Annotated in this window: 22 protein-coding genes; 14 read left to right on the top strand and 8 right to left on the bottom strand. The window is 56.5% G+C overall.

What is annotated here, in order from left to right; translation table 11 throughout:
• Positions 1–53 precede the first annotated feature (53 nt).
• Positions 54–1382 (bottom strand): ATP-dependent RNA helicase SrmB, encoded by a 1329-nt coding sequence (gene srmB, locus F3J41_RS18595; protein ID WP_021506515.1) that lies wholly within the window; start codon positions 1380–1382, stop codon positions 54–56.
• Between the two features lie 137 nt (positions 1383–1519).
• Between srmB and F3J41_RS18590 the strand changes: the two genes are divergently transcribed.
• The gene (locus F3J41_RS18590; RefSeq protein ID WP_021506516.1) at positions 1520–2269 is read left to right on the top strand and encodes a tRNA1(Val) (adenine(37)-N6)-methyltransferase; all 750 of its coding nucleotides are present in this window, start codon (positions 1520–1522) and stop codon (positions 2267–2269) included.
• On the opposite strand, the gene nadB is transcribed toward F3J41_RS18590, so the two are convergent.
• A complete protein-coding gene (gene nadB, locus F3J41_RS18585) occupies positions 2266–3873 on the bottom strand; it encodes an L-aspartate oxidase (RefSeq protein WP_166712057.1) in 1608 nt (535 codons plus the stop codon). The two genes, F3J41_RS18590 and nadB, sit on opposite strands and share 4 nt — an antisense overlap.
• A gap of 442 nt (positions 3874–4315) precedes the next feature.
• On the opposite strand from nadB, the gene rpoE reads away from it, so the two are divergent.
• The 11 genes from rpoE to acpS all read left to right on the top strand — a co-directional run bounded on the left by rpoE (position 4316) and on the right by acpS (position 13657).
• Positions 4316–4894, top strand: coding sequence for an RNA polymerase sigma factor RpoE (rpoE, locus tag F3J41_RS18580; protein WP_010617748.1), 579 nt, complete (start codon positions 4316–4318; stop codon positions 4892–4894).
• 27 nt (positions 4895–4921) lie between these two features.
• Complete coding sequence (gene rseA, locus F3J41_RS18575) at positions 4922–5578, top strand: anti-sigma-E factor RseA (protein ID WP_166712016.1); 657 nt, start codon at positions 4922–4924, stop codon at positions 5576–5578.
• Positions 5578–6534 carry a sigma-E factor regulatory protein RseB gene (gene rseB / locus F3J41_RS18570; RefSeq protein ID WP_031279374.1) on the top strand — a complete coding sequence of 319 codons (957 nt, stop codon included), beginning with the start codon at positions 5578–5580 and terminating at the stop codon, positions 6532–6534. Before rseA ends, rseB begins: the two co-directional genes overlap by 1 nt.
• Positions 6531–6995 (top strand): SoxR-reducing system protein RseC, encoded by a 465-nt coding sequence (gene rseC, locus F3J41_RS18565; protein WP_059009948.1) that lies wholly within the window; start codon positions 6531–6533, stop codon positions 6993–6995. Before rseB ends, rseC begins: the two co-directional genes overlap by 4 nt.
• Positions 6996–7213: 218 nt before the next feature.
• On the top strand, positions 7214–9013 hold the full coding sequence (gene lepA, locus F3J41_RS18560; RefSeq protein WP_058758277.1) for a translation elongation factor 4: 1800 nt from the start codon (positions 7214–7216) through the stop codon (positions 9011–9013).
• A 9-nt stretch (positions 9014–9022) separates the two neighbouring features.
• Positions 9023–9994, top strand: a complete 972-nt coding sequence (lepB, locus tag F3J41_RS18555; protein WP_152390555.1) for a signal peptidase I — start codon at positions 9023–9025, stop codon at positions 9992–9994.
• Between the two features lie 118 nt (positions 9995–10112).
• Positions 10113–10793, top strand: coding sequence for a ribonuclease III (rnc, locus tag F3J41_RS18550; protein WP_021506523.1), 681 nt, complete (start codon positions 10113–10115; stop codon positions 10791–10793).
• Positions 10794–10841: 48 nt separating this feature from the next.
• Complete coding sequence (era, locus tag F3J41_RS18545; RefSeq protein WP_058758278.1) at positions 10842–11744, top strand: GTPase Era; 903 nt, start codon at positions 10842–10844, stop codon at positions 11742–11744.
• Between the two features lie 3 nt (positions 11745–11747).
• Positions 11748–12485 (top strand): DNA repair protein RecO, encoded by a 738-nt coding sequence (gene recO, locus F3J41_RS18540; protein WP_058775641.1) that lies wholly within the window; start codon positions 11748–11750, stop codon positions 12483–12485.
• A 60-nt stretch (positions 12486–12545) separates the two neighbouring features.
• Entirely contained in the window at positions 12546–13277 is a 732-nt protein-coding gene (gene pdxJ, locus F3J41_RS18535) for a pyridoxine 5'-phosphate synthase (protein ID WP_021506526.1), read from the top strand.
• The gene (gene acpS, locus F3J41_RS18530; RefSeq protein WP_010617758.1) at positions 13277–13657 is read left to right on the top strand and encodes a holo-ACP synthase; all 381 of its coding nucleotides are present in this window, start codon (positions 13277–13279) and stop codon (positions 13655–13657) included. Before pdxJ ends, acpS begins: the two co-directional genes overlap by 1 nt.
• Here the strand turns inward: acpS and F3J41_RS18525 are convergent.
• The 5 genes from F3J41_RS18525 to F3J41_RS18505 all read right to left on the bottom strand — a co-directional run bounded on the left by F3J41_RS18525 (position 13654) and on the right by F3J41_RS18505 (position 17905).
• Positions 13654–13902, bottom strand: a complete 249-nt coding sequence (locus F3J41_RS18525; protein ID WP_010617759.1) for a YfhL family 4Fe-4S dicluster ferredoxin — start codon at positions 13900–13902, stop codon at positions 13654–13656. The two genes, acpS and F3J41_RS18525, sit on opposite strands and share 4 nt — an antisense overlap.
• A 296-nt stretch (positions 13903–14198) precedes the next feature.
• Positions 14199–15620 (bottom strand): glucosyltransferase domain-containing protein, encoded by a 1422-nt coding sequence (locus tag F3J41_RS18520; protein WP_227746453.1) that lies wholly within the window; start codon positions 15618–15620, stop codon positions 14199–14201.
• Entirely contained in the window at positions 15617–16528 is a 912-nt protein-coding gene (locus tag F3J41_RS18515) for a glycosyltransferase family 2 protein (protein ID WP_152390556.1), read from the bottom strand. The genes F3J41_RS18520 and F3J41_RS18515 overlap by 4 nt, the downstream gene beginning before the upstream one ends.
• Positions 16525–16887 carry a GtrA family protein gene (locus F3J41_RS18510; protein ID WP_166712055.1) on the bottom strand — a complete coding sequence of 121 codons (363 nt, stop codon included), beginning with the start codon at positions 16885–16887 and terminating at the stop codon, positions 16525–16527. The genes F3J41_RS18515 and F3J41_RS18510 overlap by 4 nt, the downstream gene beginning before the upstream one ends.
• Before the next feature lie 178 nt (positions 16888–17065).
• Positions 17066–17905, bottom strand: a complete 840-nt coding sequence (locus F3J41_RS18505) for a MurR/RpiR family transcriptional regulator (RefSeq protein ID WP_021506531.1) — start codon at positions 17903–17905, stop codon at positions 17066–17068.
• Positions 17906–18121: 216 nt separating this feature from the next.
• Between F3J41_RS18505 and yfhb the strand changes: the two genes are divergently transcribed.
• The gene (gene yfhb, locus F3J41_RS18500; RefSeq protein WP_010618503.1) at positions 18122–18760 is read left to right on the top strand and encodes a phosphatidylglycerophosphatase C; all 639 of its coding nucleotides are present in this window, start codon (positions 18122–18124) and stop codon (positions 18758–18760) included.
• A gap of 57 nt (positions 18761–18817) precedes the next feature.
• A complete protein-coding gene (gene tadA, locus F3J41_RS18495; protein ID WP_071813580.1) occupies positions 18818–19312 on the top strand; it encodes a tRNA adenosine(34) deaminase TadA in 495 nt (164 codons plus the stop codon).
• Here tadA and mltF read toward each other — a convergent pair.
• A complete protein-coding gene (mltF, locus tag F3J41_RS18490; protein WP_021506534.1) occupies positions 19309–20766 on the bottom strand; it encodes a membrane-bound lytic murein transglycosylase MltF in 1458 nt (485 codons plus the stop codon). The genes tadA and mltF overlap by 4 nt on opposite strands.
• Positions 20767–20783 lie beyond the last annotated feature (17 nt).

Below are 20783 nucleotides of genomic sequence, written 5' to 3'. Positions count from 1 at the left end.
TCAGAAAGCAAAAAATCGCCTCAGGGAGGCGATTTAATTGCCACGATGCTGTTTTATTCCGCACCGCTCTCCGGTGTGCTGCTGCCGCTTGGCTTGCGGCGTTTACCGATATTTTTAGTATCGCGGTGACGTTTCTTCACGCGCGGTTTCTCTTCTTCTTTCGCTTTCTTCTCTTTGCGCTTCTCAAGCGCCTTTTTCGACGGTTTACCGGTGACTTTAGCACTCGGTGCACGCGTTTCCGGACGCAGCTCATCGATTACGCGCGATTTCAGCGGCTCATTGACGTAGCGGCTGATTTTACCCAACAGCGGATGGTCATGTGCCTCTACCAGCGAGATCGCGGTACCTTTGCGTCCGGCGCGGCCGGTACGGCCAATGCGGTGCAGATAGACATCGGCGGTGCGCGGCAAGTCATAGTTGATGACGTGGGTGACGTTATCAATGTCGATACCGCGCGCGGCGACATCGGTCGCGACCAGCACGTTAACGCGACCGTCATTCAGGCGTTTGATCGCTTCGTTACGGTTAGCCTGTACCATTTCGCCTTCGAGGTAGCTGCTGCGCAGGCCGGCTTCGTGCATCCAGGTCACCAGCTCATGCAGGCGCTCACGTTTGCGCACGAACACGATGGCGCGCTTCACTTCCGGCTGCTTCAGCAGATGCACCAGCAGTTTGGTTTTGTGCTCAAGGTTGTCGGCGCGGTAATACCACTGCTGAATCTTCTTGCGCTCGCTTTTGCTTGGATCGGCTTCAATCGCTACCGGATCGTTCAGCAGACGCTCGGCGAAATCTTTGATGTTGTCGCCTTCCAGCGTGGCCGAGAACAGCAGCGTCTGTTTGCGCCAGCGCGTTTCACCGGCAATGGTCTCGATATCCTGCGCAAAGCCCATATCCAGCATGCGGTCGGCTTCGTCCAGAATCAGCGTTTCTACCGCGCGGCAGTCAAAGTTCTCTTCTTTGATGTATTGCAGCAGGCGGCCGGTGGTCGCGACCACGATGTCCTGATTTTCACTGAACACTTCCGCGTGGTTCATATAGGCCACGCCGCCGGTGATGGTGGCGATATCGAGATGGGTATGTTTGGCCAGCTCGCGCGCCTGGTCGGCAACCTGCATCGCCAGTTCACGCGTCGGCGTGAGGATCAGAATGCGCGGCGGCCCTGATTTTTTACGCGGGAAATCGAGCAGGTGCTGTAAAGCGGGCAGCAGGTAGGCTGCGGTTTTCCCCGTTCCGGTTGGTGCCGAACCCAGAACGTCACGGCCTTCCAGCGCGGCAGGAATGGCCTCAGCCTGAATGGCAGTCGGGCGCGTGAAGCCTTTATCCTGCAGGGCTTCCAGCAGGCTTTCGTCGAGTTCGAGTTCGGAGAATGTGGTTACGGTCATGGTCTACCTCAGTTTGGGGCGCTGATTATAGACAGTTCAGCCACAATCTTCATCTGTTTGTGTTGCACAGGTGAAGGTGAATTCACTTCGCGACCACGTTACACTTCCGGCAGGAGCAAATTCAATGGTCGTTAAGCATGTCTCAGCCGCAACCGCCAGCGCGGGCGATGTTAAGAAAAGATGGGTTCACGTTTAAGCAATTTTTTGTCGCGCACGATCGCTGTGCCATGAAGGTCGGCACCGATGGGGTGCTGCTCGGGGCCTGGGCGCCGGTGGCAGGCGTACGGCGCATACTGGATATCGGCTGCGGCAGCGGCCTGATTGCGCTGATGCTGGCGCAGCGCACGCCGGATGACGTCAGTATCGATGCCGTCGAACTGGAGTGCAGCGCCGCCGCGCAGGCGCAGGAGAACGTCGCCGCGTCGCCGTGGGCGCATCGCATCGCGGTGCATGCGCAGGACATCGTCAGCTGGAGTGAGCAGGCAGAAAAACGCTACTCGCTGATTGTCAGCAATCCGCCGTTTTTCACCCCGGGTATGGCCTCGGCCAGCGTCGAGCGCGATACCGCGCGCAGCACGGCAACGCTTGATCATCCCACCCTGCTGCGCTGTGCGGCACAGCTGATTGAAGAAGAGGGGCTGTTTTGCGTGGTGCTGCCCGCGGATGCTGGCGAAAACCTGATTGCACTGGCGCGCGCCGAAGGCTGGCATCTGCGTTATCGCTATGATGTGGCACCTTACGCGCAGCGACCGCCGAACCGGCTGGTGCTGGGCTTTTCACCCGCCGCAGGCGAACTCGTGCAGGAGCGTCTCGCCATTCGTGATGAAGATAAAAGCTACTCGGCGGACTGGCTGAGCCTGGTAACCGATTTCTATCTGTTCCGCTAGGCTACCGGCTGCAGCACCGTAAGCTGTGCCTCGGGCAGCATATGCGGATAGTCGCGGGTGAAGTGCAGCCCGCGGCTCTCTTTGCGCGCCAGCGCACAGCGCACCATCAGCTCTGCCACCTGTACCAGATTGCGCAGCTCCAGCAGATTGTTGGAGAGGCGAAAATGCGCATAGTATTCATCAATTTCCTGCTGTAGCAGCGTGATGCGGCGCAGGGCGCGCTCCAGCCGCTTGGTGGTACGCACGATGCCCATGTAATCCCACATTAACAGCCGCAGCTCATGCCAGTTGTGCTGAATCACCACCCGTTCATCGGCATCGTCGACGCGGCTTTCATCCCACGCCGGCAGGTGATCGACGGCGTGCATCTGCGGCAGACGGCGCACAATATCTTCGGCCGCCGACCAGCCATACACCAGACACTCCAGCAGCGAATTCGATGCCATGCGGTTAGCGCCGTGCAGGCCGGTGTAGCTGACCTCACCAATCGCATACAGCCCGTCGACATCGGTGCGACCATGCTGATCCACCATCACGCCGCCGCAGGTGTAATGCGCGGCGGGCACAATCGGAATCGGCTGCTGTGTCAGATCGAGGCCAAACGTCAGCAGCTTGTCATAGATCATCGGAAAGTGGGCACGCACAAAGCTGGCCGGCTGATGGCTGATGTCGAGATACATGCAGTCGACGCCCAGGCGCTTCATTTCGTGATCGATCGCGCGCGCCACGATATCGCGCGGTGCCAGTTCGGCGCGCGCATCGAAATCCGGCATAAAGCGCGAACCGTCCGGGCGCAGTAGCCAGGCACCTTCGCCGCGCAGCGCTTCGGTCAGCAAAAAGTTTTGCGCCTGCGGATGAAACAGGCAGGTAGGGTGAAACTGATTGAACTCCAGATTGGCCACCCGGCAGCCGGCGCGCCACGCCATCGCGATGCCGTCGCCGGAAGCGACATCCGGATTAGTGGTGTACTGATATACCTTCGCCGCACCGCCGGTGGCCAGCACCACGCTGCGGGCGCGGCAGGTTTCAACCTGTTCGCGATTGCGATTCCAGATCCACGCGCCCACCACGCGCCGCGTTCCGGGCAGGCCAATTTTATCGGAGAGGATTAAATCCACCGCGTTGGCGCGCTCAATAACGCGAATATTGGGATGGCTGAGCGCCTGGCTGACCAGCGTGGTTTCGACCGCGCGCCCGGTGGCGTCGGCGCTGTGTAAGATACGGCGATGGCTGTGACCGCCTTCGCGCGTCAGGTGATAGCGCGCATTGCCGTTATCCTGTGGCTCGCGATCAAACGCCACGCCGTTATCGATCAGCCACTGTACGCACGGGCGCGCATTGCTGGCGATAAAATTCACCGTCTCGCGATCGCACAGGCCTGCACCGGCAATCAGCGTATCTTCGACGTGTGATTCAATGCTGTCGTTTTCATCAAACACCGCCGCAATCCCGCCCTGTGCATACAGCGTGGAGCCTTCGCTAATCTGCGCTTTACTCAGCACCGTTACCTGATAGTGCGGTGCCAGCCGCAGCGCCAGAGATAAACCGGCCGCGCCGCTGCCAACAATCAGTACATCACAGCTATGATCGGGAATGGGGTTCATGATGTTTAATTTACTAAACAAAAGGTCCCCCGAGCATAAGCCCGGACGCCGCTGGTGTGAAGTATTTTGAACAAAAAACGCGGGAAAATTCGACGCAATAATCAGATTGTAATGCGATTTCAGTAAGTTATGTCTGAAAATAAGCGATTAGTGTTTTTTATACCAAACACGCTGAAAATTCAGGGAATAAAGGTGAAAAATGCGGCGTCATAGGGTACTCTGCCAGCGATTATCGGTGCCGCCAACGACACCACCAGTGCGGTAAGTCGCTACACTGAAAGACCATCAACAACAACGATGTCAGGGCACCGGTACAGAAAATATCAGGTCGTGGTGAACTTCAGGCCAGAACGGGACTCTAAGCGCATGCTTGCTCACAATAAATGAGATGTGCTGGCAGTTCACTTACGCATAAAAGAGATTTGGGGAGACATTACCTCGGATGAGCGAGCAGTTAACGGATCAGGTTCTCGTTGAGCGGGTTCAGAAAGGAGATCAAAAGTCATTTAATTTACTGGTGATCCGATACCAGCATAAAGTGGCGAGCCTGGTTTCACGTTATGTCCCGTCAGGCGATGTGCCTGATGTGGTTCAGGAATCTTTCATTAAAGCGTATCGCGCACTGGAGTCGTTCCGGGGTGATAGCGCCTTTTACACGTGGCTGTACCGCATTGCGGTCAACACCGCGAAGAATTATCTGGTGGCTCAGGGGCGCCGGCCGCCGTCCAGCGATGTGGACGCGATTGACGCGGAAAATTTCGAAAGTGCGGGTGCGCTAAAAGAAATTTCGAACCCTGAGAACTTAATGTTGTCAGACGAACTGAAACAAATTGTTTTTCGGACGATTGAGGCGTTGCCTGAAGATCTGCGTATGGCCATCACCCTGCGGGAACTGGATGGTCTGAGTTACGAAGAGATCGCCGCCATCATGGATTGTCCGGTAGGTACCGTACGTTCACGTATCTTCCGGGCCCGGGAAGCCATTGATAATAAAGTTCAACCGCTTATCCAACGTCAGTGATAACGGCTACTGGAAGGGTACCAAAACATGCAGAAAGAAAAACTTTCCGCTTTAATGGATGGTGAAACTTTAGATAACGAGCTGCTGGCGTCGTTGTCGAAGGATGCAGATCTACAAAAAAGCTGGGAGAGCTACCATCTGATCCGCGACACCCTGCGGGGCGATGTGAGCGAAGTGCTGCATTTTGATATCTCCGCACGCGTTGCTGCCGCGATCGAAAACGAGCCGGTGCGCAAAGTGACTTCGTTGATCCCGGAAGCACAGCCGGAGCCGTCGCGCTGGCAGAAAATGCCGTTCTGGCGTCGCGGTGGCGGCTGGGTTGCTCAGGTCACGCAGATCGGTGTGGCGGCCTGTGTGTCGCTGGCGGTGATCGTCGGTGTGCAGCACTACAACAGCTCACCAGCGGGTAGTGCGACGGAAACGTCGGATGCGCCAGCCTTCAATACCTTACCGATGATGGGTAAAGCGTCACCGGTCAGCCTGGGCGTGCCGTCTGATGCTTTTGACACCAACAGCTCAAATCAGCAGGTGCAGGAGCAGCGTCGCCGCGTGAATGCCATGCTGCAGGATTACGAACTGCAACGCCGTCTGCATGCCGATCAGGTGCAGTTTGAAAGCAATGCGCCGCAACAGGCGCAGGCTAACGTTCCCGGAACTCAGTCGTTAGGAACTCAACAGCAGTAATGAAGCAGCTTTGGTGTGCCGTTAGCCTGCTGGCAGGCAGCCTGCTTTGGTCATCTACCGCCCCGGCGCAGACATCTGCGTCCGGGGCGTTGTTACAGCAGATGGAGCAGGCCAGCCAGAACCTCAACTACGAATTCGCCTATATCAATGTCTCACGTCTGGGCATTGAATCCCTGCGTTACCGCCATGCGGTCATCGACAATCGCGTATTCGCCCAGCTATTACAGATGGACGGACCGCGCCGTGAGGTGATCCAGCGCGGCAACGACATCAGCTATTTCGAACCGGGTCTCGATCCGTTCTCGCTGCCGGGCAACCACATTATTGATGCGCTGCCGGCGCTGATGTTCGCTGACTTCTCACGCCTCGGCGATGCCTACGATTTTATTCCGGTAGGGCGTTCCCGCATGGCCGATCAGATGTGCGAAGTGGTGCGCATCGTGTCGCGAGACGGCACGCGTTACAGCTACGTGGTGTGGCTGGACGTCGATACCAAATTGCCGCTGCGGATTGATTTGCTGGATCGCGACGGTGAGACGCTGGAGCAGTTCCGCGTCATCAGTTTTGCCGTTGATGAAGGCGTGCGCAATCTGATGCAGGGGCTGGAAAAAGCCAATCTGCCGCCGTCGCTATCGTTACCGGCGGGCGACAAAGTGCAGCTCAGCTGGCAACCTGGCTGGCTGCCGGCCGGTATGAAGCTGATTTCGCAAAGCCGGCGCGACATTCCGGCGATGAACAAAACCGTAGAATCCCGTCTGTACAGCGATGGCCTGTTCAGCTTCGCTATTAACATCACGCCTGCCGATAAAAGCAGTTCGCCACAGTCATTGCGCACTGGGCGTCGTACGGTGCAGACCGAAGTGCGAGATAATCGTGAGATTACCGTGGTGGGCGAATTGCCGCCGACCACTGCCAAACGTATCGCGGACAGCATAGATTCAGGTGCGACAAAATGATGAGAGAATGGGCCACCGTGGTGGCATGGAAAGAGGGCGTTGCTACTCTGCATTCGGAAGCGAAAACCTCCTGCAACAGTTGTTCAGCGCGCAAAGGCTGCGGCAGCCATGCGCTCAACCAGCTGGGACCGAAAAACGCCCATGTGATGACTATCGCCAGTCCGGAGCCGCTGCAGCCGGGCCAGCGCATTGAGCTGGGCATTCGTGAAAGCAGCCTGCTCGGTTCTGCGCTGCTGGTTTATATGACGCCGCTGTTTGGTCTGTTCCTGGTCGCGGGCCTGTTCCAGATGCTGTTCCACAGCGACCTGGCGGCGGCCAGCGGTGCGCTGCTGGGTGGCGTTGGCGGCTTTATTGTTGCCAAAGGGGTTTCCAGCCGGTTTGGCGATCGCGAAGCGTTCCAGCCGGTGATTCTCAGCGTTGCGCTCCCGCCTGATGCGCTACGAGTGGAAAACCCCCGCTGATCCCCGTTCGGGCCGCGTATTGCGCGGCCTTTTCATTTCGTCTTAATCGCTGAATTCTGTTGCGATTCCCCGCAGTTCCATTCTTTAACGCGCGGCGTTAACAGTGTAATATGCGTCGTCATTAATGAGGCTGACAGGGTTCCGGGTAAAGCTCACTTGCCTGAATGTGTCTGTGCTCACGTTTTCAACTGATTTTCTACGTGAAGATATTCATATAAATGAAGCACATACGAAATTTCTCCATTATCGCTCACATTGACCACGGCAAATCAACGCTCTCTGACCGTTTGATTCAGATTTGCGGTGGCCTGAGCGATCGTGAGATGGCGGCGCAGGTTCTGGATTCGATGGATCTGGAGCGCGAGCGCGGCATCACCATTAAAGCGCAGAGCGTTACGCTCGATTACCACGCGCCAAACGGTGAAACTTACCAGCTCAATTTTATCGACACCCCAGGCCATGTTGACTTCTCTTATGAAGTTTCCCGCTCGCTGGCGGCCTGTGAAGGGGCATTGCTGGTGGTTGATGCAGGTCAGGGCGTTGAAGCGCAGACCCTGGCGAACTGCTACACCGCCATGGAAATGGATCTGGAAGTGGTACCGGTACTGAACAAGATCGACCTGCCTGCGGCTGACCCGGAGCGCGTGGCGGAAGAGATTGAAGATATAGTCGGCATTGACGCCGCGGATGCGGTGCGTTGCTCGGCGAAAACCGGCGTCGGCGTACCGGATGTGCTGGAGCGTCTGGTGCGGGATATTCCGCCGCCGGAAGGTGATGCGGAAGGCCCGCTGCAGGCGCTGATCATCGACTCCTGGTTTGATAACTACCTCGGTGTGGTGTCGCTGATCCGTATTAAAAACGGCACGCTGCGCAAAGGCGATAAAGTGAAGGTAATGAGTACCGGCCAGGTGTACAACGCTGACCGCCTCGGCATTTTCACGCCAAAACAAATTGACCGTACCGAGCTGAAGTGTGGCGAGGTAGGCTGGCTGGTGTGCGCCATCAAAGACATCCTCGGCGCGCCGGTGGGCGATACCCTGACGCTGCAGCGCAATCCAGCGGATAAAGCGCTGCCGGGCTTCAAAAAAGTGAAGCCGCAGGTGTATGCCGGTCTGTTCCCGGTAAGCTCCGACGACTACGAAGCTTTCCGTGATGCATTAGGCAAGCTGAGCCTGAACGACGCCTCACTGTTCTATGAGCCAGAGAGCTCCACAGCGCTGGGCTTTGGCTTCCGCTGTGGCTTCCTCGGCCTGCTGCACATGGAGATCATCCAGGAGCGTCTGGAGCGTGAATACGATCTCGACCTGATCACCACCGCGCCAACGGTTGTGTACGAAGTGGAAACCACTGACGGAGAAGTGGTGTACGTCGACAGCCCATCGAAGCTGCCGCCGCTGAATAATATTGCTGAACTGCGCGAACCGATCGCTGAGTGTCATATGCTGCTGCCGCAGGAGTTTCTGGGCAACGTCATTACGCTGTGTATCGAAAAACGCGGTGTGCAGACTAACATGGTTTACCACGGCAAACAGGTTGCGCTGACCTATGAGATTCCGATGGCAGAAGTGGTACTCGACTTCTTCGACCGTCTGAAATCAACGTCGCGCGGCTATGCGTCGCTGGACTATAACTTCAAACGTTTCCAGACCTCTGACATGGTGCGCGTCGACGTCCTGATTAACTCAGAACGCGTTGATGCGCTGGCGCTGATTACGCACCGTGATAACTCACAGTATCGTGGCCGCGAGCTGGTGGAGAAGATGAAAGATCTGATCCCGCGCCAGCAGTTCGATATTGCGATTCAGGCAGCAATCGGCAACCACATTATCGCTCGCTCAACAGTGAAGCAGCTGCGTAAAAACGTCCTGGCGAAATGCTATGGCGGTGACGTCAGCCGTAAGAAAAAGCTGTTGCAGAAGCAGAAAGAAGGTAAGAAGCGAATGAAGCAGGTCGGCAACGTTGAGCTGCCGCAGGAAGCATTCCTTGCCATTCTGCATGTCGGTAAAGACAGCAAATAAGGAACTTTAATGGCTAACATGTTCGCCCTGATTCTGGTGATTGCCACTCTGTTAACCGGCATCATCTGGTGTATCGATCGCTTTAAGTGGGCCCCGGCGCGCCGGGCAAAGCAGGCGGCGGCACAGGCTCAGGCAGGTAATTCGCTCGACAGCAAAACGCTGGCCAAAGTGGCCGCGCAGCCGGGCTGGGTTGAAACCGCAGCGTCGGTGTTCCCGGTGCTGGCGGTGGTACTGATCGTGCGCTCGTTTATCTTCGAACCGTTTCAGATCCCTTCTGGCTCGATGATGCCGACGCTGCTGATTGGCGACTTCATCCTGGTGGAGAAATTTGCTTACGGCATCAAAGATCCGATCACGCAAACCACGCTGATCCCGACCGGCCATCCGCAGCGCGGAGATGTCGCGGTGTTCAAATACCCGAAGGATCCGAGCGTGGATTACATCAAACGCGTGATCGGTCTGCCGGGCGACAAAGTGATGTTTGATCCTTACAGCAAAACCCTGACCATCAACCCAGGCTGCGGCACGGGCAAGTGTGACACGGCGCTGCCGGTGACCTATACCAACATTGAGCCGAGCGATTTCATCCAGACCTTCAGCGGCTTTGATGGTAACGAAACCGGCAACGGTTTCTACCAGGTGCCGCAGGGCGAAACGCTGCGGGGCGGCCTGCGTCTTGGCACGCGCAAAGAGACGCTGGGCAACGTCACGCACGATATCCTGCTGGTGAACGAAGCGCAGAGCCAGGCGAGCATGTATTATCAGCAGCCGGGTCAGCCGCAGGCCACGTGGATTGTGCCGCAGGGGCAATACTTCATGATGGGCGATAACCGTGATAACAGCGCCGACAGCCGCTACTGGGGCTTTGTGCCCGAGAAGAATCTGGTCGGCAAAGCGGTTGCTATCTGGATGAGCTTTGAGAAACAGGAAGGACAGTGGCCGACCGGCGTGCGACTGAGTCGCATTGGCGGTATTCACTGATTTAAAAACGGTTGGCTTCCTGCGAGTCAGGGAGCCACTGCACACCAAACAGAACGAGCTGGACCTTCAGCCCTGTTTGGTATGCAGAGTCACAGACGCACAGAACAACTGGAATCGCATGAACCCCATCCTCATTAACAAGCTGCAGCGCAAACTGGGCTACACTTTTACTCATCCGGAATTACTGCAGCAGGCTCTGACTCACCGCAGCGCCAGCAGCAAACATAACGAGCGTCTTGAATTTCTTGGCGATTCTATCCTCAGCTATGTGATTGCCAACGCGCTGTATCACCGCTTTCCGCGCGTGGACGAAGGCGACATGAGCCGCATGCGTGCCACGCTGGTACGCGGCAACACGCTGGCCGAAATGGCGCGCGAGTTTGAGCTGGGCGAATGTCTGCGTCTGGGGCCGGGCGAGCTGAAAAGCGGTGGGTTCCGCCGGGAATCCATCCTCGCGGATACCGTGGAAGCGCTGATCGGTGGCATCTTTCTCGACAGCAATATTCAGACGGTCGAGAAGCTGATTCTCGACTGGTACCAGAATCGCCTTGAGCAGATCAGCCCGGGCGATAAGCAAAAAGATCCGAAAACGCGCCTGCAGGAGTATCTGCAGGGCCGTCATCTGCCGCTGCCGTCTTATCTGGTGGTACAGGTGCGTGGCGAAGCGCACGATCAGGAATTCACCATTCACTGTCAGGTGAGTGGGATGGCTGAACCGGTGGTGGGCGTGGGCTCCAGCCGCCGTAAAGCAGAGCAGGCCGCCGCCGAACAGGCGTTAATCAAGCTCGGCCTCGAATAAATTGTCATTTCGCAGCCTCAGCAGTGAGGCTGCCCAATCAGGACCCGAATGAGCGAACTCGAAACATACAGCGGCTTTATCGCGATTGTCGGCCGGCCTAACGTCGGCAAATCCACCTTACTGAACCAGCTGCTGGGGCAGAAGGTGTCGATCACCTCGCGCAAGCCGCAAACCACGCGCCACCGCATCATGGGTATTCATACCGAAGGCGCTTATCAGGCGATCTACGTGGATACACCCGGCCTGCACATGGAAGAGAAGCGGGCGATCAACCGCCTGATGAACCGTGCTGCCAGCAGCTCCATCGGTGACGTTGAGCTGGTAATTTTTGTGGTGGAAGGCACGCGCTGGACGCCTGACGATGAGATGGTGCTGAACAAGCTGCGTGATGGCAAAGTGCCGGTGGTGCTGGCGGTGAACAAAGTAGACAACATCCAGGATAAAAGCATCCTGCTGCCGCACCTGCAGTTCCTCAGCCAGCAGATGAACTTCCTCGAGATCGTGCCGATCTCCGCCGAAACCGGTAAAAACGTGGATGCGATTGCGGAGATCGCCCGCAAGCGCCTGCCGCTGTCGGATCACCACTTCCCGGAAGACTACATCACCGATCGCTCGCAGCGATTCATGGCCTCAGAAATCATCCGTGAAAAACTGATGCGCTTCCTCGGCGCCGAGTTACCGTATTCGGTAACTGTGGAGATCGAGCAGTTCGTCTCTAATGAGCGCGGCGGCTATGACATCAACGGTTTGATTCTGGTCGAGCGCGAAGGGCAGAAGAAGATGGTGATTGGCAACAAAGGTGCCAAAATCAAAACCATCGGTATCGAAGCGCGTAAAGACATGGAAGAGATGTTCGAGGCGAAAGTCCATCTTGAGCTGTGGGTCAAAGTGAAATCGGGCTGGGCGGACGACGAACGTGCGCTGCGCAGCCTGGGTTATACAGACGACTAATTGATGGAAGGCTGGCAACGCGCCTTTGTGCTGCATAGTCGCCCTTACAGCGAAACCAGCCTGCTGCTCGACCTGTTCAGCGAAAGTCAGGGACGCGTCCGCGTCCTTGCCAAGGGCGCACGCTCGCGCCGTTCACAGCTTAAAGGCGCACTGCAACCCTTCACACCGCTACTGGTGCGCTGGGGCGGCCGTGGCGAAGTCAAAACCCTGCGTAACGCCGAAGCGGTGTCGCTGGCGCTGCCGCTCAGCGGCATCACGCTCTACTGCGGCCTGTATGTTAACGAGCTGCTGTCGCGGGTGCTGGAGCAGGAAATTCCCTTCTCCGAACTGTTCTTCGATTATCTCTCCTGTATCCAGACGCTGGCGGCGGCCAATGGTTCGCCCGAGCCAGCGCTGCGCCGTTTTGAGCTGGCACTGCTGGGCCATCTGGGCTACGGCGTTGACTTTCTGCACTGCGCCGGCAGCGGCGAGGCGGTCGACGACAGCATGACCTACAGCTATCGCGAAGAGAAAGGCTTTATCGCCAGTCTGGTGGTCAATCAGCGCAGTTTCACCGGCCGCCAGCTGCGTGCGCTGTGGGAGCGCGAATTTCCCGATGCTGATACGCTGCGTGCCGCCAAACGCTTCACGCGCATGGCGCTGAAACCTTATCTGGGCGGTAAGCCGCTGAAGAGCCAGGAGCTGTTCCGTCAGTTTGTGCCGAAAAAACGACCGAACGTGGCAAACGACGAGCGCGGGTGATGCACCTGACAGGCTCCGCGCGTTACACTGCAAACATACTGAACACATTTAAGGATTGTCATGGCTGAGTTGCTGTTAGGGGTCAACATCGATCACATCGCCACCGTACGTAACGCGCGTGGCACAAACTATCCCGATCCGGTACAGGCCGCGTTTGTCGCGGAGCAGGCGGGCGCAGACGGCATTACCGTGCACCTGCGTGAAGACCGCCGTCATATCACCGACCGCGACGTGCGGATTCTGCGCGACACCATTCATACCCGCATGAATCTTGAGATGGCAGTCACCGACGAAATGGTGGGCATCGCCTGCGACATCAAACCGCATTTTGTCTGCCTGGTGCCGGAAAAGCGCCAGGAAGTGACCACCGAAGGCGGCCTTGATGTGGCCGGTCAGCAGGACAAGGTCAACGCGGCAGTCAAACAGCTGAGCGAGGCGGGCATTCTGGTGTCGCTGTTTATTGATGCCGATCAGCGCCAGATTGAAGCGGCGGTCGCCAGCGGTGCGCCTTACATTGAAATCCATACTGGCGCCTATGCTGAAGCAGCGGAAGGGCTGGCGCGCGATGCCGAACTGGCGCGTATCGCCAGCGCTGCGACCTTTGCCGCCAGTCGCGGCCTGAAGGTGAATGCTGGCCACGGTCTGACGTATCACAACGTCCAGCCGATTGCTGCGCTGCCGGAAATGCATGAGCTGAACATTGGTCACGCGATTATCGGTCGTGCGCTGTTCAGCGGTCTTGCAGCAGCGGTCAGCGATATGAAAGCGCTGATGCGGGAAGCGCGCCGCTAATGGCCATTCTGGGGCTGGGCAGCGATATCGTCGAGATCGAGCGTATCGCCGGCGTGATTGAACGCTCCGGCGATCGTCTGGCGCGCCGCGTGCTGAGCGAAGCTGAGTGGCAGCAGTATCAGGCGCATCAGCAGCCGGTGCGCTTCCTCGCCAAACGTTTTGCGGTGAAAGAGGCGGCGGCAAAAGCGTTCGGCACCGGCATTCGCGGCGGCTTAGCGTTCAATCAGTTTGAAGTGTACAACGATGCGCTGGGGAAGCCTGGCCTGCGTTTCTTTGAACAGGCCAAAGTGATTGCCAGCCAGCTGGGCGTGCAGCATGTGCACGTCACGCTGGCCGACGAGCGCCACTACGCCTGCGCCACGGTGATTATCGAAGATTAAGCGTGCAGCAGCACAAATTTCTCCCACAGCGCGTCGCGACTTTCCACGTGCTGCGGGTCTGAAAGGATAGTGTTATCAATCGGGCAGACGCTCTGACAGGTCGGCTCATCATAATGACCCACGCACTCGGTGCAGCGGTCAGCGTCGATCTGATAGATCGATTCACCCATGCTAATCGCCTGGTTCGGGCACTCAGGCTCGCACATGTCGCAGTTAATGCAGCGCTCAGTAATTATCAGTGCCATTGCATAAGCTCATCAGTTGCTTGTTTTCATTGCATGTTTCTTGGTTAATTCCGCTCTCTGGCGCAAAACGCCTGCTGAAATAGCGCTTTGCAGTGTGATTGTTCAATCGATGCAGGCGTAAACCAGCGGGGCGTTCCGCTGAGCGGCACGCATATTATCACGCCGGGTGGCGTTCAAAAAATGACTTAGCGTAGTATTCAGCCGCCAGCCGATCTGATGTCGCGCCATAGCCAGTAAACCACGCAACGGTAAGCAGAGCCGTTGCGTGGTAAGCGAAATAGTGGCGGCGCTGGCCTTTATTTTACCGGTGCCAGCACGTGGGTGGCATCCAGCGTCAGACAGTCACCTGGACATTGATCGCTGCCGTAGATAACGGGCGCCTTTGGCAAGGAAAACTTCATCGCGTGCTCTTTTTTAATCGCGTCGGCCATACCGGCAAAGGACCATGGCATACCCAGCGAAAGCGAACCGAACTCATCGTATTTTTTGGATTTTGCGACAGCAGGTAAGTTGTCACTATCGATACGATAATAAAGCTGGCCAGAATATTCTGCAGGCACGTTCTCTATGATTGCGTTGCTTAACAACTGATACTCGCGCTGCTGAGGCGTAGAAAAGCCCTTCTTAATATTCAGCATGCATGAGAGCACTGCAATAACGAGGCAAACGATACTGGCAGACGTGGTTATCTTCAGCTTATTAAAGATCACGAATAAGCCAGCAATGAAGGCTGAGGTAGTGATTAACGACAGCGCGATAACCGTGCGATAGGCTGCCCAGTCTTCGCTCACCAAAAGATTAGGAATGCCCGCCGCGACCAGGAAAAACAGGAACAGAAAAGCTTTATGCGGTTTGAAATCGGGTGCCTTCACAATGCCCACGATGATCAGTGAGCAGGAGATGATAATGCTGACAATCGAGCGCCCGGTATCAAAGTTGCACAGCGCATTTCTGAGCGGCTCAGCGATAAACCAGGTGATTTTTTTCAGCGGCGCTAAGGTGATATTGGTTCTGGCCAGTACTTCATTAAACAGCACGAGCGGCAGAACTTTCGCCAGCACCAGCGCCATCACCATGCCAAATCCCAGCATCAACATCAGCTTGATCACCGCGCTGCGCTGATAATTATTCCGGGTCATGCCCAGATCGAGCAGGGCAAAGAATAAAAAGCTCATGGCTGCGGGTTGGTAAATCGCAAAGGAAAGCGTCAGGCAAATAGCCGACAGTAGCACCCGGCCCAGGCCTTTGTTTTCCGCCAGTGTTGAATAACTGATGCCCGCCAGCAGCACGGACAGGACATAAGGAAAGCAGACTGTCCAGCCGACAAAAACCTGAAATGAGGGCAGCAAACAAATCAACGTGGCAAACGTCAGACGCTGGACCGCGCTGGCAAAAATGCTGCGACGCTCAAGGAAACGGATGATGTACCCGCCCAGTAAAATCAGACTGAATAAAGAAAGCACCCTGAGATACGTCAAATCCTGCACGTCATCGATCAGGAAAGCGAAGAAGTAGCGGATAGCACCATAAAAAGGTCGGCCCGATAAGATATCCCATTTGAAAATACTGAATGCATCGGTAGTGGATGCGTATAAATAGAACCAGTCGTCGGAAAATCCGTATGTTGATAAATAAACCGGGCTATAACCGATGAGTAAAGCGATGGCCAGTATCAGATACATGGCGGAGGGATGACGCTCAAAAACTGTTTTTTTCATTTCCTGCTCTTAATCACGTAGCGTGGTCTTTGTTTGGACTCAATGTAGATTCGGCCAATATATTCGCCCAGAACACCGATGCCGATAAGTTGCACTCCACCCAAAAACAGAATGGAAACCAGCAACGAAGGGTAACCCGCCACCGGATTGCCCCAGAGCAGTTTATCGATGATCATCCAGAATCCATAAAGAAAGGAGAGTAACGCGACGCTACCGCCGATGTAACTCCAGATGCGCAAGGGGAAGGTGGAAAAACTGGTTAATCCTTCTAATGCCAGATTCCACAATTTCCAGCCATTAAATTTCGACACCCCTGTGACGCGTTCAGCCCGATCATATTCCACAATCGCTGTTTTACCGCCCACCCAGGATAAAATGCCCTTCATGAACAGATTTCTTTCCGGCAGGCTTTTTATATGTTCTACCGTCTCGCGCGACAGCAGACGAAAATCGCCAACGTTTTCCTCTATTTTCGGCGAGCTGATTTGGTTGTGAAAGTGATAAAACCACTCGGCTGTTTTACGTTTGACATGCCCATCGGCGCTGCGATCTTTCCGTTTAGCCAGAACCAAATCGGCACCCGCTTGCCAGCGTTCAACCAGTTGATGGATAACGGCGATGGGATCCTGCAGATCAACATCAATCGGAATAACCGCGTCACCGGTGGCATGCTCCAGTCCGGCAAACAACGCGGGTTCTTTGCCGAAATTGCGGGTGAATGACAGCGCAATGACCAGCGGATCCGAGATGGCCAGGGCATTGATGATGTTTTCGCTGCCATCGCTACTGCCATCATTGATAAAAACAATTTCCACCTGATAGCCGGCTAATTCATGACGAACCGCCTGATAAAAGAGTGGAATGGTCTCCTCTTCATTGAAGACGGGCACGACGAGAGACAATTTCATTTTGCTTCCCTGAAAACGATGTAATTAGAGTAGATGAAGCCGCAACCCAGGCTAATAAAGGAAAAGAGTATCAAGGTAACCACCGGGGAAAGCGTGCAGGCGTCGGCCATCCAGCCAACCAGCGCCGCCATGCCTCCCATAAAGCTGACATAAAGCAGGTAACGCAAGGGCGTGGCTGCAGAAGAGAAGGTCCAGCGGGCATTAGCAAAAAAGGAAAACGTCACCGCAACGCAGAATGCACCAAAGTTTGCCATAGCCTGACCTGACTCGAACAGCTTGAGAATAAGCGCAAACACCGTCCAGTGAATCGCGGTGTTGATAACGCCAATTCCTGCATAACGGGAAATAAGTTTCAGCATGACGAGAGAGATGAGTAAATTTGCCCTGATCATATACATCGGAAATTATCCTGCAAGCCCGATGCTGAAAATGCGTTTAATCGGGCCGAAAAGGATAGCGACAGGCAACAAAATCATTGCCCCGCCCGATGATCAATTTCGGGCTAAGGCAGGGGGGAATATCCTGATCATGGGGCAATCAGACCAGCTTTTTCACCAGCTCCTCGCTGTGACGAATATGGCTGGAGGCGCGTTCCGGATCGTTCTGCACCAGCGCCATAAACAGCAGATCGGTCAGCGCCAGCTGGGCGCTGGTGGAGGAGATGGCCGCACTGCGCGTGCTCTGCTCCTCGGCGACGGTATACAGGCAGACCGTCGCGCACTGCTGCAGCGAATTCGGGGTAAAGCCGGTGAACGCCAGCACATCGGCGCCAATGGCTGCGGCTTCCTGTGCCGCGAGGTTGATCTCGCGACGTTCGCCGGTGTAGGAGATTGCCAGCAGCACATCGCCGGGAGCCATCGCCTGAACACTGGCCAGCAGCGCGTGCATGTCCTGCTCGGCGACGGCGTTGATGCCAATCTTCATCAGCTTCCACGAAAAATCTTTCGCCACCAGCCCGGAGGCGCCAATGCCGACCAGCAGAATACGGTTGGCGTTTTTCAGCAGCTGCAGCGTTTCCGTGAGTTTCTCTTCGCTGTTGATATCCAGCGTGGCGCGAATCGCCGAAATTTTTTCCGTCAGCAGCTTTTCGCCGACGACTTTGAGCGGATCGTCACTCAGAATGTGGTTGTGCACGGTGATGGCATCGCGGTCGGCCAGCGACTCACTCAGCGCCAGCTTCAGCGCCGGAAAGCCTTTGTAACCTAGTTTCTGGGCGAACTTCACCACGCTCGACTGGCTGACGCCTGACTCTTCCGCCAGTTTTTGTGAACTCAGATGCCGTGCCCGATCAGGCTGCGACAGCAAAAAATCCGCCAGCCGACGCTCGTTCAGCGCCAGGCGTGGGTAGAGCTGGCGAATTCGCAGCAATGAACTCATGTCCGATCCTTAATCCATAGTCCCGCACACAGCTTAGCCGCTCGCGGAAGGAAATGTCTGGCCAGGAATGTCAGATGACATCGCGCCGACGCAGAGAATAAACTATTCAAATGGCATTGTAGCCACTGGAATTAAAAATGACAGCTTTCGCCCCGGCGCGCGATGCTGGCTACACTGTAGAGCAGGTATCGCCGCGTTTAGAAAAAGGAGTCGGGTTTGACAAAGGGTTCGCATCGCCGCGTAGTATTTTTTGACCTGGACGGCACGCTGCATCAGCAGGACATGTTTGGCACATTTATGCGTTATCTGCTGCGCCGCCAGCCGCTCAATCTGGTGCTGGTGGTGCCGCTGCTGCCGGTCATCGGCATGGGTATGCTGATAAAGGGCCGCGCTGCGCGCTGGCCGATGAGCCTGCTGCTGTGGGCTATCACCTTTGGCCATCGTGAGGCCACGCTGCGCCAGCGTGAGGCCGAATTTGCCCGCTGGTTTCGCGAGCGCGTTACCGCGTTTCCGGTGGTGCAGCAGCGGCTGACTGACTACCTCAGCAGTGAAGATGCCGATGTCTGGCTGATTACCGGCTCGCCGCAGTCGCTGGTGGAGCAGGTCTATTTTGATTCCGCGTTTCTGCCGCGCGTGAAGCTGATCGCCAGCCAGATGAAGCCGGGCCGTGGTGGCCGGGTATTAGCCATGCGCTGTCTCGGCCATGAAAAAGTGGCGCAGCTCGAGGAAAAAATCGGTACGCCGCTACAGCTGTACAGCGGCTACAGCGACAGCAAGCAGGATAACCCGCTGCTGTTTTTCTGCCAGCACCGCTGGCGCGTGACGCCGCGCGGTGAACTGCAACAGCTGGAGTGAATCGCAGCTGGATTCCGTCTATAATGCGCCGCCTTGTTAATCCGCAGGAGTTGCCCGTTGAACCCACAAACTGATGAATACTGGATGCGCCACGCGCTTGAACTGGCGCGGCGTGCGTGGGAGCAGGGCGAAGTGCCGGTCGGTGCGGTGCTGGTGCAGGGTGACCGAGTGATTGGCGAGGGCTGGAACCGGCCGATTAGCCAGTGCGATCCCACCGCGCATGCCGAGATTATGGCGCTGCGTCAGGGCGGAAAAGTGATTGATAACTACCGGCTGCTCGACACCACCTTATACGTGACGCTGGAGCCGTGCGTGATGTGTGCCGGTGCCATGGTGCACAGCCGGATTACCCGTCTGGTCTATGGCGCGAAGGATGAGAAAACCGGTGCCGCCGGTTCGCTGCTGGATGTGATCGGCCATCCGGGCATGAATCATCAGATTGAGATTGCGCATGGCGTGCTGGCCGAGGAGTGCGCCACGCTGCTGAGCGACTTTTTCCGTATGCGGCGCGAACAGAAACGTGCGCAGCGGCAGGCGCTGCGCGCCGATTAGTTCATCGCAATCTTCGGTTCGACAGCCGGATAACCGGCACCGAGTTCCGCTTCCAGCGCCGACTGCTGCGCCAGCCGTTTCTCCTGCTCCTGCAGATAGCCTACCAGGCTGATCTGATACTTACGGATGTTCTCAACGTAGTTATAAGCTTCGTGGCCGCGCGCATAGCCGTATGTGGTCTGCGCGTAATAGCGCTTCTGGCTCAGCATCGGCAGGCGCAGCTTAACGTCGGCCCAGCTGTCCGGATTGCCGCCCTGTTTAAGCGTCAGCCGGCGTGCATCCAGCATATGTGCGTAGCCCATGTTATAGGCCGCCAGGGCAAACCAGATGCGTTCATCTTCCGGGATGGTCTCCGGCACTTTTTCCATCATGCGCCGCAGGTATTCGCTGCCGCCGCGAATGCTCTGTTCCGGATCGAGACGATCGTTCACGTCGAGGCTGTCAGCGGTATTGCGCGTCAGCATCATCATGCCGCGCACGCCGGTGGGCGAGGTCGCCTGCGGATTCCAGTGCGACTCCTGATAGGAAATCGCCGCCAGCAGGCGCCAGTCGATACTGGACGCGTACTTCTCAAACAGCGGCTTGATATCCGGCAGCGTGTTATCAATCGCCCGCAGGAAGGTGCGGGTATCGACATAATCAAAGGTGCCGACGTGGCCGAGATACTTCTCTTCCAGCCGCGCCATGGTGCCTTCTTCCCCCATCTGACTGTAGAAGTCGAGCATGGCGGCGTTCAGGCTATCGTCATCGTTACGCGGCAGATACCAGGTCACCGGCTCTTCATCGGTAATATCAAACGCCACCGCCAGCTGTGGATGGATGCGCTGCAGCAGGCCGATGGTCACCGAATCCCCCACGGTATAGTCAAGCTTGCCGTCGGCAACCGCTTCCAGCAGCGCTTTCTGGCCCATATCGGTGGAAATGGCCCAGTCGAGATCGGGATAGCTGTCCGCTTTGGCGGAACGTAACGTTGACAGATAGGCCGAACCGGACTGCACAATCAGCCGGCCTTTCAGATCACCAAGGTTTTTGGGCCGCGGCTTGTCGATGCGATACACCAGCTGCTGCGACACGGAATAGTAGCTCGGGCCACTCTGATAACGGCTGAGGCGCTCGCTGTTGTAGATCAGCCCGGCGGCCAGCAGGTCGGCTTTGCCGTCGTCGAGGTCGTCAAACAGGTCGCCGAGGTTGGGCCGCACCGTGACTTCCAGCTTCACGCCAAGATAATCGGCGAAACGCTTCGCCAGCTCGTAGTCCATACCGGCTGGTGCATTATTGATGGTGTAGTAAGTCAGCGGCGAGTTGACGGTACTGATGCGCAACACTCCCCGCGATTTGATCTGTGATAACGCGTCTTTTCCGCCCCCGTACCAGGGGATGGACGGCCACAGCGCCAGCGCAAGCAGCACGGTGATCAGACCGATAAACAGATAATTTAATTTCAGGCGTTTCAAATAGTTGTCTCGTAATG

It is taken from the genome of Pantoea sp. Ap-870 (assembly GCF_011752515.1).
GTDB classification, from domain to species: Bacteria; Pseudomonadota; Gammaproteobacteria; order Enterobacterales; family Enterobacteriaceae; genus Pantoea; species Pantoea dispersa.
Note: the sequence above shows the minus strand (reverse complement) of the source record. Positions and strands in the feature narration are given on the sequence as shown.